At 71.3% G+C, this 13,649-nt stretch carries 13 protein-coding genes and 1 pseudogene; 5 read left to right on the forward strand and 9 right to left on the reverse strand.

Annotated elements, in window-relative coordinates:
• Nucleotides 1-41: 41 nt before the first annotated feature.
• The 6 genes from ACFWSK_RS14165 to ACFWSK_RS14190 form a co-directional block, all read right to left on the reverse strand.
• A complete protein-coding gene (locus ACFWSK_RS14165; protein WP_383784727.1) occupies nt 42-1,190 on the reverse strand; it encodes an acyl-CoA dehydrogenase family protein in 1,149 nt (382 codons plus the stop codon).
• Nucleotides 1,187-2,377, reverse strand: coding sequence for an acyl-CoA dehydrogenase family protein (locus ACFWSK_RS14170; RefSeq protein ID WP_383784730.1), 1,191 nt, complete (start codon nt 2,375-2,377; stop codon nt 1,187-1,189). The genes ACFWSK_RS14165 and ACFWSK_RS14170 overlap by 4 nt, the downstream gene beginning before the upstream one ends.
• A complete protein-coding gene (locus tag ACFWSK_RS14175; protein WP_383784732.1) occupies nt 2,374-3,342 on the reverse strand; it encodes an NADPH:quinone oxidoreductase family protein in 969 nt (322 codons plus the stop codon). The genes ACFWSK_RS14170 and ACFWSK_RS14175 overlap by 4 nt, the downstream gene beginning before the upstream one ends.
• A gap of 102 nt (nt 3,343-3,444) precedes the next feature.
• Nucleotides 3,445-4,044: a helix-turn-helix domain-containing protein gene (locus ACFWSK_RS14180; protein ID WP_383784735.1), complete on the reverse strand. Its 600-nt coding sequence runs from the start codon at nt 4,042-4,044 to the stop codon at nt 3,445-3,447.
• Nucleotides 4,045-4,118: 74 nt separating this feature from the next.
• A complete protein-coding gene (locus ACFWSK_RS14185; protein ID WP_383784739.1) occupies nt 4,119-4,850 on the reverse strand; it encodes a PIG-L deacetylase family protein in 732 nt (243 codons plus the stop codon).
• 55 nt (nt 4,851-4,905) lie between these two features.
• Nucleotides 4,906-5,184, reverse strand: a complete 279-nt coding sequence (locus tag ACFWSK_RS14190; RefSeq protein WP_383784742.1) for a metal-sensitive transcriptional regulator — start codon at nt 5,182-5,184, stop codon at nt 4,906-4,908.
• 98 nt (nt 5,185-5,282) lie between these two features.
• Here ACFWSK_RS14190 and ACFWSK_RS14195 point away from each other — a divergent pair, with 98 nt between their 5' ends.
• Nucleotides 5,283-5,855: a rhodanese-like domain-containing protein gene (locus tag ACFWSK_RS14195; RefSeq protein ID WP_383784744.1), complete on the forward strand. Its 573-nt coding sequence runs from the start codon at nt 5,283-5,285 to the stop codon at nt 5,853-5,855.
• 99 nt (nt 5,856-5,954) lie between these two features.
• Here the strand turns inward: ACFWSK_RS14195 and ACFWSK_RS14200 are convergent, their stop codons facing one another.
• Nucleotides 5,955-7,250 carry an alpha/beta fold hydrolase gene (locus ACFWSK_RS14200; protein ID WP_383784746.1) on the reverse strand — a complete coding sequence of 432 codons (1,296 nt, stop codon included), beginning with the start codon at nt 7,248-7,250 and terminating at the stop codon, nt 5,955-5,957.
• 449 nt (nt 7,251-7,699) lie between these two features.
• On the reverse strand, nt 7,700-7,975 hold the full coding sequence (locus ACFWSK_RS14205; protein ID WP_383784750.1) for a DUF2087 domain-containing protein: 276 nt from the start codon (nt 7,973-7,975) through the stop codon (nt 7,700-7,702).
• A 348-nt stretch (nt 7,976-8,323) separates the two neighbouring features.
• On the opposite strand from ACFWSK_RS14205, the gene ACFWSK_RS14210 reads away from it, so the two are divergent.
• From ACFWSK_RS14210 to ACFWSK_RS14220, 3 genes are all read left to right on the forward strand, one after another.
• Entirely contained in the window at nt 8,324-9,253 is a 930-nt protein-coding gene (locus ACFWSK_RS14210; protein ID WP_383784753.1) for a nitroreductase/quinone reductase family protein, read from the forward strand.
• Nucleotides 9,254-9,309: 56 nt separating this feature from the next.
• Nucleotides 9,310-10,284, forward strand: a complete 975-nt coding sequence (locus ACFWSK_RS14215; protein ID WP_383784755.1) for an acetylxylan esterase — start codon at nt 9,310-9,312, stop codon at nt 10,282-10,284.
• A 113-nt stretch (nt 10,285-10,397) separates the two neighbouring features.
• Entirely contained in the window at nt 10,398-11,582 is a 1,185-nt protein-coding gene (locus ACFWSK_RS14220) for a Gfo/Idh/MocA family protein (RefSeq protein WP_383784757.1), read from the forward strand.
• Between the two features lie 8 nt (nt 11,583-11,590).
• Here the strand turns inward: ACFWSK_RS14220 and ACFWSK_RS14225 are convergent.
• Nucleotides 11,591-11,711: pseudogene (locus tag ACFWSK_RS14225) on the reverse strand (ABC transporter substrate-binding protein); the annotation flags it as partial.
• 423 nt (nt 11,712-12,134) lie between these two features.
• Here ACFWSK_RS14225 and ACFWSK_RS14230 point away from each other — a divergent pair.
• Entirely contained in the window at nt 12,135-13,643 is a 1,509-nt protein-coding gene (locus tag ACFWSK_RS14230) for an APC family permease (RefSeq protein WP_383784761.1), read from the forward strand.
• Nucleotides 13,644-13,649: the final 6 nt, after the last annotated feature.

Raw genomic sequence — 13,649 nt, forward strand, 5'->3', positions numbered from 1 at the left:
TACCCCCGCTCCTGACTCCTGTGTCCGGTGCGCCCGTTCGGTTACGGGGCCGGCAGCTCGGCCAGCTCCGCGATGACCTCGCGATGGCGGCCGGCCGTCCCGTACGCGATCGAGTCGGCCTTGGCCCGCTTGAGATACAGATGCGCGGGGTGCTCCCAGGTCATGCCGATCCCGCCGTGCAGCTGGACGCACTCCTCGGCCGCGTGGACCGCGACGTTCGAGCAGTACGCCTGGGCGACGGCGACCGCGAGCGGCGCGTCGGGGCTGCCGGTGGCCAGCGCGCCCGCCGCGTTGCGGGCCGCGGCCCGGGCGGAGACGACCTCCAGCCAGAGCTGCGCCATCCGGTGCTTCAGCGCCTGGAAGGAGCCCACCGGCCGGTTGAACTGGTGGCGTTCACGGGTGTACCGGACCGTCTCGGTCAGACACCACTCGGCGATACCGAGCTGCTCGGAGGCGAGGAGTCCGGCGCCCACGAGCAGTCCGCGCCGCACCGCGGGAACGGCGGACGCGGCATCGGCGACGCGGACACCGGTCGCGCCGTCCAGCACGACGGTGGCGAGCGGGCGGGTGAGGTCGAGGGCGACGAGCGGTTCGACGGTCACCCCGTCCGACGCCGTCTCGACCGCGTACAGCCCGTCGGTGGTGGGGACGAGCAGCATGTCGGCCGTGGCCGCGTCGGCGACGCCGGTGACGGTCCCCTCCAGCCTTCCGGTCACCACGCTCGCGGGCTGCGCCTCGTCGGCCGCCGGGGCGGAGAACGGCACGGCAAGGGCCGCCGTCCTGCGGCCTGCGGCCAGTTCACCCAGCAGCTCCACGACGGGGCCGTCCTGGGCGGCCAGCGCGAGAAGCGTCTCGGTCGCGACGACCGAACTCGTCAGGTACGGGGCGGGGGCGACGCTGCGGCCGAGTTCCTCCAGGACCACGGCGGCCTCGCGGTAGGTGGCGCCCTGACCGCCGAGCTTCTCCGGTACGAGGAGTCCGGCGGCGCCGATGTCGGCGGCGAGCGCCTTCCACAGCCGGGGGTCGTACGGCGTGTCGGACTCGACGCGGGCGATGACACCCGGCGCGTCGGCCCGGTCGGCGAGCAACGCGCGCACGGCGGCGCGCAGATCCTCCTCGGCCTCGGAGTACAGGAGGACGGGCAACGGGGCCGGTTCGTTGTGCCCCGACTGTGCTGTCTGTGCGGTCATCGGGAGAGGTCCTTCCAGGCTACGTCCTTGTCGTTGCGCGGTTCCGCGGGCAGACCGAGCACCCGCTCGGCGACGATGTTCAGCAGTACCTCGCTGGTACCGCCCTCGATGGAGTTGCCCTTGGAGCGCAGATAGCGGTACCCGGCGTCGCGTCCGGTGAAGTCGACAAGCTCCGGGCGGCTCATGGTCCAGTCGCCGTACAACAGGCCCTCTTCGCCGAGCAGTTCGACTTCCAGGCCGCTGATCTGCTGGTTGAGACGGGCGAAGGCGAGCTTCATGGCCGAGCCCTCGGGGCCGGGCTGTCCCGCGACGAGCTGCTGGCGCAGCCGTTCGCCGCTGAGCCTGGCGACCTCGGCCTCGACCCAGAGGGTGAGGAGACGCTGGTGGAGGTCGTGGGTGCGCAGTTCGGGGCGTGCGCGCCAGGTCCGTGCGACCGTGCCGATCATGCCTCCCTCGCGCGGGATGCGGGCTCCGCCGATCGAGACGCGCTCGTTCATGAGGGTGGTCTGGGCGACCTTCCAGCCGTCGCCGACCGGGCCGAGCCGCCTGCTGTCCGGGATGCGTACGCCGGTCAGGAAGACCTCGTTGAACTCGGCCTCGCCGGTGATCTGCCGCAGCGGCCGCACCTCGACGCCGGGGTCGGTCATGTCACAGATGAAGTAGCTGATGCCGCGGTGCTTGGGCAGGTCCGGGTCGGTGCGGGCGATCAGGATCGCCCAGCGGGCGACATGGGCGCTGGACGTCCAGACCTTCTGGCCGTCCACGACCCAGGTGTCACCGTCCCTGACGGCGCGCGTGCCCAGTGCGGCGAGGTCGGAGCCGGCGCCCGGTTCACTGAACAGCTGGCACCACACCTCCTCGCCGATCCACAGGGGGCGCAGGAAGCGCTGCTTCTGCTCGTCGGTGCCGTAGCCGAGGATCGTCGGGGCAGCCATGCCGAGGCCGATACCGATGCGGCGCGGGTCGTTGTCGGGGGCCCCGGCCTCGGCGAGTTCGGTGTCCACGATCTGCTGGAGGGAGCGGGGGGCGTCGAGTCCGCCGAGGCCGGCCGGGTAGTGCACCCAGGCGAGACCGGCGTCGAAGCGGGCCTTCAGGAAGTCGGTGCGGTCCGTGGTGGCCGGGGGGTGGGCGGCCAGCAACTCGTGGGTGCGGCGGCGGACTTCGCCCGCCTCGATGACGGCGTTCATCGGGGGCCTCCCGCCGGGAGGACGACGATGCGGCCGGTGCTCGTACCGTCGGCGACGCGCTGGACGGCGTTCGCCGCTTCGGCCATGGCGACACGCTCACTGATCAGCGGTGCGACAACGCGCTGCGCGGCGAGCTTGGTGAGCTCGTCGTGGCAGGCGCGTACGGCCGCCGGGTCCTTCGTGTTGTACAGGCCCCAGTGCAGGCCGACGATCGAGTAGTTCTTCACCAGGGCGTGGTTCAGCCCGGGGGCCGGGATGGTGCCGCTCGCGAAGCCCACGACGACGACGCGCCCCTCGAAGGCGATGCACTTCACGGACTTGGCGTAGGCGTCACCTCCGACCGGGTCGTAGACGACGTCCGCGCCGCGTCCGCCGGTGACTTCCTTGACCACCGCGACGATGTCCTCGGCGTGCCGGTCGATGACCACGTCGCAGCCCAGTTCACGGGCGATGCGGGCCTTCTCCGGACCTCCGACGACTCCGATGACGGTGGCTCCGGCGGCCTTGCCGAGCTGCACGGCCGCGCTGCCGACGCCGCCCGCCGCCGCGTGTACGAGCAGCGTCTCGCCCGCCTGGAGGTGTGCGCGCCTGTGGAGGCCGAACCAGCCCGTCTGGTAGCCGATGTGCAGCGCGGCCGCTTCGGCGTCGTCCAGGGTTTCCGGGGCGGGCAGCAGGGCCGCCTCGTCCGCGACGACGTACTCGGCGAAGCCGCCGTGGGGAAGCGCGGGGGTGGCGAGCACCCTGCGCCCGTCCTCGGTCTCACCGCAGATCTCCACGCCCGGCGTGAACGGCAGCGGCGGCCGTACCTGGTACTGCCCCCGGCAGAGCAGCGCGTCGGGGAAGTTGATGTTCGCCGCGCGCACCCTGAGCAGCACCTGCCCGTCTCCGGGGGTGGGCCGGTCCGTCTCTTCGAGCTCCATCACCTCGCTCGGCTCGCCGTTCCGGTGCACTCGCCATGCCTGCATGAGGGGCCTCCACAACACTGTCGGCATTACCACTGCTCCGGCGCATACTAAGCGGTCGCTTGCCCGTCTGGGAACACCTCGGGCGACTCGGTGACCGCGGTCTCAGGCGCGTTTCGGTCTGGCCTTGACGTGCATGCGCTCCCCCTGCGGCCCGAACAGGCTCAGATACTCCACCGGCTGCTCCCCCACCGGCCCGAACCAGTGCGGCAGCCGCGTGTCGAACTCGGCCGCCTCGCCGGCGTCCAGCACCAGATCGTGTTCGGCCAGCAGCAGCCGCAGCTTCCCGGAGAGCACGTACAGCCACTCGTACCCCTCGTGCGTGCGCTGCTCCGGCACCTCCGTACAGCCCGCCCAGTGCACGACCTTGTACGCCTGGAGTCCGCCCGGCCTCGCGGTCAGCGGCAGCACGGTGCGTCCGTCGTGGACGATCGGCTTGACCCGCACGCGGGGGTCCCCGACCGGCGGGGCGCCGATGAGGTCGTCGAGCGGTACCTCATGGGCGCGCGCGATGGGGAGCAGCAGTTCCAGGCTGGGGCGCCGGCCGCCGGACTCCAGGCGCGAGAGCGTGGACACGGAGATGCCGGTGGCCGCCGAGAGGGCGGCGAGCGTGACGTCGCGTTCCTTGCGCAGACGGCGCAGCCGGGGCCCCACGCCCGTGAGCACGGCATCGATTTCCGGGTCGTCCCGGTGCTGTTCGGTCATACCGACCATTGCAGGATCGGCAAACTACTTTGTCAATCGCGTGCGAAGGGGCCGCCCGGTGGGCCCCGCAGGACTCAGCGGGCGAAGACCTCAAAGGCGACGGCGGGACGACCACCGAACCGACTCGCGGCCATGCGGGACATACCCGCCAGAAACGTACGGCAGTACGTCTCGGGGTCTTCCTCGGTCAGCACCTCGATGTACGTGCGGTGGGCGAGCAGCGAGGCGACGGACCGCTCGAATCCCTCGCTCGCGTCGACCGCATGGGTGGGCCTGTCGGTGCCCGCGACGGCCACCCAGCGCACCCCGCCCCACGGCGCGAGCCCCTGCTCGGTCAGCTCCGGGAAGATCCACCGGTTCCCGGCGTCGCCCGCCGCGTCGAGGGTGGCCCGGCCGACCGCGCGATGGTCGGGGGTGTTCCAGGCGGCGCCACCCCAGGTGTCACGGTGGTTGAGCGTGATGACGAGCTCGGGGCGGTGCCGGCGGATGGCGGCGGCGATGTCGCGGCGCAGCCGGGTGCCGTACTCGATCACGCCGTCCCGGTGGTCGAGGAACTCCACCGTGGTGACGCCGACGACCGCGGCACTCGTCCGCTGCTCGCGCTCCCGCAGCGGGGCGCATTCCTCCGGAGCGATCGTGTCGATGCCCGCTTCGCCGCGGCTGGCGAGGAGGTACGCGACGTCACGTCCGGCGTCGGTCCAGCTGGCGACGGCCGCGGAACAGCCGTACTCCAGGTCGTCGGGGTGGGCGACGACGGCCAGTGCGCGCTGCCAGTCCGTGGGCATGGGTTCCAACTGCTGCGTCATGCCCGCAGGCTATCGGCGCGGGTGCCGGACCACCCGGCATTCCGTCCCGGGCAGGTCAGGCCAGGGAGAGGAAGAGTTTCTCCAGGCGGGCCCGCATCCGCTCGCGGTCGGCGGGATCGGCGGCGCCGTCGGCCATGCAGTTCTGCAGACCCGTCGCGATGATCGCGAAACCGGCACGGTCGAGCGCTCGCGAGACGGCCGCCATCTGCGTGATCACGTCTTCGCAGTCCCGCCCTTCCTCGATCATCCTGATGACCGCGTTGAGCTGGCCCTGGGCTCGGCGCAGGCGATTGAGGACCGATTTCAGTTCGTCGGCCGCCATGTCGAGTTCCACTCACCCTCCTCACATACCTGGGGGGGTATTCTAGCCTGTCCGGGGCAGGAGAGACGGAGTCTCCCATCCGGCCCGGTGACCGAAAGGAATCTCAGATCGTGACCAGCCCCGCTTCCCTCTCCCCCGCGCAGGCCGCCGCCCGCCTGGAGGAGTTCACCGTCATCGACGTGCGGGCCCCCGGCGAGTACGCCTCCGGCCATGTGCCCGGTGCGCTGAACATCCCGCTCGACCGCCTCCAGGAGGCCGTGCCCGCCCTCAAGGCCGCCTCGGCCCGGGGTGCGCTGCTCGTGGTGTGCGCCTCCGGCGTCCGCTCCACGCGGGCCTGCGAGATCCTCTCGGCCGCGGACATCGACGCCTCCACCCTGAGCGGCGGCACCTCCGCCTGGGAGGGTGACGGGCAGCGCCTGGACCGTCCCGAGGATGCGCGCGCCACCTGGCCCATGGAGCGTCAGGTACGGCTCGCCGCCGGTTCGCTCGTGGTGGCCGGGATCCTGGCCGGGACCCGGTACCCCGCGGCCCGCTGGCTGTCCGCGGGCATCGGTTCCGGGCTCGTGTTCTCCGCGGTGACCAACACCTGCGGTATGGCCGCCGTCCTCTCGAAGCTCCCGTACAACCGCGCTCCGCGCTCGGCCACGGACCTCGGCGCCACGCTGGACGCGCTCCAGAAGTGAGCCGTGCGGGCGTCGCGCCCGCACGGGAAGGAGAGCCGGGGGCGCGGCACGCCCACCCGGCTCCCTCCCTGTGCCCGGGTCCAGGAGCTGCGCTACGGCTCAGACCTCGTCCCTGACCAGCGCGAGCAGCCGGTCCAGTACGCGCGGCCCGCCCGCCCGCAGCCCGTCGTGCTCGAACTCGTTCGTCACCCAGGTGCGCAGTCCGCGGATCGCCGCCGCGGTGCTCAGCGCGTGCTCGGTGTCGACGTACATGTCGTCGTGGTAGACGGCCGCGGCCACCGGCACCTCGTTGACCGCCAGCCGCTCGGGGTCGTAGAGCGGTGCCCAGTCGGTGCGGGCGGCGAGGAGTTCGGCGGTCTCACGCAGCGGTCGCAGGGCCGGGTCCACCTCGAAGTGCCAGGGGTGGATCGTCTCTCCGGTGAAGAGCACGGGCCCCTCGCCCTTGAGCGCTTCCGCGGCGTCGAACTGCGGGAACTCGGCGCGGACCCGTTCGGCCGCCCAGCCGGTCGGGCGCTCCCCCTGGCCGTAGATCGCCTCGTGCAGCAGGGCGTACAGCGGGTGACCGGCGAAGGAGTTGGCCGTGCGCATGGCCTCCTGGAAGGTGTCCGAGAGCTCGGTGCCGTACGGCGTGCGGACGAAGGCGTTCTCCAGCAGGTAGTGCAGCTGGTGACTGCCGTTGCCGCCGCCCAGCATGATGCCGAGGGACTGGAAGCCCTCGGCCGTCAGGCGGTGCCCCGCGCTCTCCGGGCGGTGTTCGGAGAGGTAGGCGGCGATCTCGCGGGCGCGTCCGACGTCCTGCGGGTAGCGGGCGTAGTGGGCGGCGGCCTTCCGCTCGATCCGCGGATACGCGGCGCGGTACACGTCGTCGGCGTGGGCGTCGAGCGAGGGCAGCCCCCCGGTGATCAGGACCGCCTGGAGCCCCTCCGGAGCGGCCGACAGATAGCGGACCGCACAGAAACCGCCGAAGGACTGGCCGAGCACGGTCCAGGGGGCGCCGCCGGTCAGCCGCTGACGGATCAGTTCACAGTCGTGGACGATGGCGTCGGACCGGAAGTGGGCGAGATAGTCGGCCTGCTCGCGCGGCCCGCCGCGCTGCGGGAGCGTCTGGCGGTTCGCCGGGGTGGAGAGACCGGTGCCGCGCTGGTCGAGCAGCAGCACCCGGAATTCGTGCACCGCCCGGCCCAGCCAGGCTTCCGTTCCGACGAAGCGACGGGCGCCGAAGCCGGGCCCGCCCTCCAGATAGACCAGCCACGGCAGCTCGCCGCTCGCCTTGCCGCTCGCCACGGCCTCCCGGCCGAAGATCTCGATCTGCTCGCCGCCCGGGTCCGTGTGGTCGAGAGGGACGGTGAAGCGACGGTCGGTGAAGACGACGCCGGGGTGCCGGTAACTGCTCAAGGGGTGCTCCTGAAATCCGATGGTCCGGAGACAGTCCAGCACACGGCACGTACCCGGACAGTCCCGGCCCGTGTGCGCAGCGCCCGGGGGCTCCCGACGTGCGGTCATGATCCGGTTCGAACAGGTCGGCAAGGTCTACCCGGACGGTACGACGTGGTCGGCAGCCTGTCCTTCGAGATGGGGCAGGGGGTGGTCACGCTCGTGGGTCCGCCGGGGAGTACGGCACGGCCGGTGAGCCCGCGCGGCCGACGCGTAGGCACCGCGCCCACCGAACCCCTTGCCGTGATCGTCGCGCTGCGCCGAGGATGGCGCCATGCCGGCCTGGACGCACGCGTCCTCGTTCTGGCGGGGGAACTGGACAGCGGCCCACTGCCCGCGTCGCGGAACTGTTTCCCGGGCCGAGCTGGCCGTCCAGGAGGGCGCCGGCATGCAAGGCATGTGATGCCTTGTCAGCTGACTCGCTGGTAGCGGCTGCCGTCCTTCGGCCGGGCCAGCAGCCCCGCCACGACCAGATGGCGACGCAGCGCCGAACAGTCCTCGTGCACCGTGCGCAGCGCCTCGTTGACCTCGCGCTCGGTGTAGACGCGGTCACGCTCGAACAGGGTCTGCGCGAGGTGGTTCAGCAACTGCTCGCGACGGGCGGCCTTGCGCGGGATGGCGACGAGGCGACCGTGCGAGAAGAGGTCTGCCACGTGGCGGGCACGGCTGGAGTCAATGACGGACATGGCCCGAAGCGTCGCAGTCGCCCCGGCGGGCGGGCAACGTGTTTTCGTGCGTTGACAGCCGCCGGTCGCCCCGTTCTAATAGTGTTCGTGCAGCGTGGCGCCGGCCGAGAGATGTGGGCAGGCCGACAGCCGGGCCGGCACCTTCATTCAGGGACGATGCCATGAGTTCACTCTCAGCCCCCTGCTTCTGATCCGCACGGCAGCCCCCGGCGCCGTTGCCCGTCGCCGCACTTGCGCGCGACGCTCCGCACCGTGGACGCCGTCGATTCGTCACGCCTCCGGCCGCCCCGGGGCCACCCAGTGATGCCCCGGGCCGCCGCACACACTCTTACGGAGATCCGGCACCCCATGCCCCTGTCCTTCAACCAGTCCGTCATCGAGGAGTTCCGCTCCCACGCAGGCAAGGTCGGCGGCCCCTTCGCGGGCGGCGACCTCCTTCTGCTCACCACCACCGGCGCCAGGACCGGACGTCCGCACACCACGCCGCTCGGCTATGTCGCCGACGGCGACCGGCTGCTGGTCGTCGGCTCCAACCTCGGCGCCGCTTCGCATCCCGCCTGGTACCACAACCTGCTCGCACACCCCGTGGTGGGCGTCGAGGTGGGGACCGAGGAGTTCGAGGCGATCGCGGTCCCCGCCGAAGGAGCCCGGCGCGACCGGCTGTTCGAGCAGGTGGTCCGGGTCGCGCCCGGCTACGCCGAGTACCAGGCGAGCACCGATCGCATCCTGCCCGTCGTGGTACTGGAGCGTTCCGAGGTTCCGGCGGGCGAAGGGCCGGCCGAGGTCACCTCGCTCGCCGACAAGATCCTGGAGGTGCACACCTGGTTGCGCCACCAGCTGCGCCAGGTGAGCGCCGAGACCGATGCCCACTTCGCCGCGCGGGCGGCCCACCGGAGGTCCGGGGAACCGGGCGAGCCTCCCGCGCCCGGCCTCGGTCTGCAGATCCGCCAGCGCTGTCTGGCGTTCTGTCAGGCTCTGGAGTTCCACCACACCGGCGAGGACGGCCATGTCTTCCCGGTCATGGCCGGCTACCACCCGCACCTCGCCGACACGTTCGACAGACTCCGCGAGGAACATCGGACCGTCGCCGCCATCCAGGGTGAACTGGCCGCGCTGATCGCCGACATCGGCGCCGCCGACCCCGAGCGGTTCCGTACCGAGCTGGCCCGGATGTCGCAGGAGCTGACCGCCCACTTCGCCTACGAGGAGGAACAGTTGCTGCCCGTTCTGGCCGAGGTGCCGTGGCCTCCGGCGAAGGCGCCGGACAGCACCCCCTGACGGGAATCCCTGACCGTAGGGTGTGATCAATCAGCCCTGCGACCAAGGTGGTTCCCATGTCCCTGTTCGATCTGCCCCTCGACGAACTGCGTACGTACCGCAGTGGGTCGGTGGAGCCGGAGGATTTCGACGCGTTCTGGTCGAAGACGCTCGACGAGGCCCGGTCCCATGACCTGGACGCCCGGTTCGAGCTGCGTACCGACACCGGGCTGAGCACGGTCGAGGTGTACGACGTGACCTTCGCGGGCTTCGGCGGACACCCGGTCAAGGGGTGGCTCGTGCTTCCGGCGGGCACCACGCGTCCGCTGCCCGTCATCGTGGAGTTCATCGGCTACGGCGGCGGGCGCGGGCTGCCGCACTCGCATCTGCTGTGGGCGTCGGCCGGCTTCGCCCACTTCGTGATGGACACCCGGGCGCAGGGCAGCACCTGGGAGCCGGGCGACACCGCCGACCCGGTGGGCAGCGCCCCCTCCTTCCCGGGGTACATGACCCGCGGCATCGAGGCCCCGGAGACGTACTACTACCGGCGGGTGTTCACCGATGCCGTACGGGCGGTGGAGGCGGCCCGTTCGCACCCCCTGACCGACGCCACGCGCACCGCGGCCATCGGTGAGAGCCAGGGCGGTGGGATCACCCTGGCCGTCGGCGGGCTGATACCGGACCTGGTGGCCGTCGCACCTGATGTGCCGTTCCTGTGCGACTTCCCGCGGGCCCTGACCGTCACCGACCGGTCGCCGTACCGCGAGGTCGGCAACTTCCTCAAGACCCACCGGGGCAGGACCGAGCAGGTGCGGGCGACCCTGGCCTACTTCGACGGGGTCCACTTCGCGGCGCGCGGGCGGGTTCCGGCCCTGTTCTCGACGGCTCTGGAGGACCAGACCTGCCCGCCGTCGACGGTCTTCGCCGCCTTCAACGCCTACGCCCACGCGGACAAGGAGATCGAGGTGTACCACTTCAACGACCACGAGGGCGGCGGCCCGTTCCAGCAGGCCGCACAGCTCGGCTGGCTGCCGGGGAAGCTGCTGGCCTGATCGTCGGGCCCCCTGGACGTCTCTTGACCCGGCTCCCTGATCGAGCCTAGGTTCCGGGGAGAAAGCGCTTGCTATCAGGTGGGCGCACTCTTTTCCACCCAGGGGTGCTTGTCATGCCCGCATACACGTCGGACGCGGAGCCGATCCGTGTCGCGATCGTCGGCACGGGCGCGATCGCGCGCGGCAGCCATCTGCCCGCGCTCGTCGCACTCGCTGCCGAGCAGCCGCTGGAGATCGTCGCGGCGGTCGACGTCGACGCCGTGTCGGCAAAGGCGTTCTGCGCGGACGCGGGCGCCGGCCGCCCGTACACGGACCTCGGCCTCATGCTGGCGGAACAGCGGCCCGACCTGGTCACGCTCTGCACGCCGCCCCGGTTCCACCGCGACCAGACGATCGCCGCGTTGCGGGCCGGGGCCTGGGTGTGGTGCGAGAAGCCGCCGTGCCCCTCGCTGGAGGATTTCGACGCGATCGAGGCGGCGGAAGGGCCGGAGTCCGGCGGGCCGTTCGCCGCGATCGTGTTCCAGCACCGCTTCGGCTCGGGCTCCGGTCATGTCCGGGAGCTGCTGGCCGAGCAGTCGATGGGCCGGCCGCTGGTGGCCCACTGCCAGACCACCTGGTACCGCGACGAGGCGTACTACGCCGTTCCCTGGCGGGGGAAGTGGAGCACCGAGGGCGGCGGCCCGGCGATGGGGCACGGCATCCATCAGATGGACCTGCTGCTCGATCTGCTCGGCCCGTGGTCGGAGATCCGCGCGATGGCCGGTCGGCTGGTGCACGACATAGAGACCGAGGACGTCTCGACGGCACTCGTCCGCTTCGAGAACGGCACGATGGCCACGATCGTGAACAGCGTCCTCAGTCCGGACGAGGTCAGCCGGATACGGATCGACTGCGAACGCGCGACGGTCGAACTCACCCATCTGTACGGGCACCGCAACGCGGACTGGCGCATCACCCCGGCGCCCGGTGTGACCCCGGAACAGTTCGACGCGTGGAACGACTTCGGGCCCGATGTGCCCAGCTCGCACGAGGCGCAACTGCGCGGGCTGCTCGACGACATGCGCGCCGGACGCAGGCCGCGCAGCAGCGGCTCCGACGGCCGTACGAGCCTGGAACTGGTCGCGGCGCTCTACAAGGCGGCCTTCACCGGGCAGACCGTCCGGGCGGGTGAGATCGCCGCGGGCGACCCGTACTACAGCGCGCTGCACGGCGACGCGGAGGGCTGGGCGCCCGCTTCCCAGGACCGGGCCCCGGCCCCTGGTTCAGTCGCGCGGGATGAGCTTCCTGGGCCCCAGTAGTTCCGCGCGAGACCGAAGTCGTCGAGGGGTGGCGTCCGTGGTGGTGGTCAGCACCAGCTGGTCCCGTCCGCGCTGGACGGCCTGTTTGGCCTGGGCGGTGCCGGCACCCTTGGGGCCGACGGCGGTGACGCGCGCGAGGCAGTCGTCGGGAGGCGCGTCACGGGTCCATCGCGGCCCGGGGCGCACCACGCCGCCCGCGGGCCGCCGCGGACCCCGGGAATGACGGCCCCTTCGAGCACCGCGTCGGCCGTGGCGTACCGGCCGGAGAGCCGGCGCAGGGCGCGGCGGTACGCCGGAGGCTCACCGCCGCGCCCCACCCGGCGGCGAGGCAGCCCGCGCCCTCCCGCCCTGCCGCGCGGATGGAGGCACATCCGCGTGTTCCCTGGACATCACCCTGCGGTTACAGACCACATCACTGGGCCCTCCGCCCCGACAACTCGTCGCCCCAGCACGGCATTTGAGTGACCGCGTGTCTGTTGTGGCGCAGGTCACCCCGGCCGAGACTGTCGCCCCCGGACCAACGGGACCGCGAAGGATGAGAGAGGGTGCGCCATGTCAGACAAACCCACACATGAGGTCCAGCGACTCAAGGCGAATTCGGTCGGACTGGTCGGTGTGGTCTTCATGGCGGTGGCCACCGCCGCCCCGATCACGGCCATGACCGGGAATCTGCCCATCGCCGTCGGCTTCGGCAACGGCACGGGCGCCCCGGCCGGATACCTGTTCGCGACCGTGGTGCTGACCGTCTTCTCGGTCGGTTACGTCGCCATGGCGAAGCGCATCACGGCAGCCGGTGCTTTCTACGGGTACATCTCGCACGGCCTCGGCCGGATCGCCGGACTGGCCTCCGGCATGCTCGCGGTCCTCGCCTACATCGTGTTCGAGGCGTCGATCGTCGGGATCTTCGCCTACTTCGGCCAGACGACCGTCGCCGACCAGCTCGGCATCGACATCCCCTGGATCGTCTACGCCCTCGGGATGCTCGCCCTGACCGGCGTACTGGCGTACTTCGACATCAACATCACCGCGAAGGCCCTCGGCGTCATGCTCGTCGGCGAGATCGCGGTGCTCTTCGCCGTCGCCACGGCCGTCCTGCTCGCGGGCGGCGGCCCTGACGGCATTCCGGTCGAACCGCTGAACCCGGTCAACGCCTTCACCGGCACCTCCGCCGGTCTCGGCCTCTTCTTCGCCTTCTGGTCCTGGGTCGGCTTCGAGTCGACCGCGATGTACGGGGAGGAGTCCCGCGACCCCAAGCGCGTCATCCCCCGGGCGACGCTCATCTCCGTGATCGGCGTCGGCCTCTTCTACATCTACGTGTCCTGGATGACGATCGCCGGTAACGGGCTCGAAGGCTCGGTCACCGTGTCCTCGTCCGCCTCACCGCTCGACCTCTTCTTCAACCCCACGGAGTCCTTCATCGGCCCCTGGGCCGTCGACGCCTTCCAATGGCTGCTGCTGACCGGATCGTTCGCCTGCGGCATGGCCTTCCACCAGTGCGCCTCGCGCTACCTCTACGCCATCGGCCGTGAGGGCTTCCTGCACCCCGCGCTCGGCCGGACCCACCGCTCCCACGGCTCCCCGTACATCGCCTCGTACGTCCAGACGGGCATCGCCACGGCGCTCGTCTGCGCGTTCTGGCTGGCGGGCGAGGACCCGTACATCCACCTGTACACGCTGCTCGCCATCCTCGGCACGATGGCGATCCTGATCGTCCAGACCCTCTGCTCCTTCGCGGTGATCGGATACTTCCGCAAGAACCACCCGGAGGACCGCCACTGGTTCCGTACCTTCACCGCGCCCCTGCTGGGCGGCATCGGCATGATCGCCGTCGTCGTGCTGCTCATCCTCAACATGGAGACCGCGGCCGGACTCGCCGCCGAGTCCTTCTTCTTCGAGCTGATCCCGTGGATCGTCGGTGTGGTCTTCCTCGGCGGACTCGGGCTCGGCTTCTACCTCAAGGCCAGACAGCCGGAACGCTACGAGATCATCGGCCGCATCGTCCTCGACGACGCGACCGAGCGCACCGACGCCGAACCCGATCAGGCCACTGCGAACGTCTGAGGAGCA

This window comes from Streptomyces sp. NPDC058620, from assembly GCF_042717135.1.
In the GTDB taxonomy this organism is placed as follows: Bacteria; Actinomycetota; Actinomycetes; order Streptomycetales; family Streptomycetaceae; genus Streptomyces.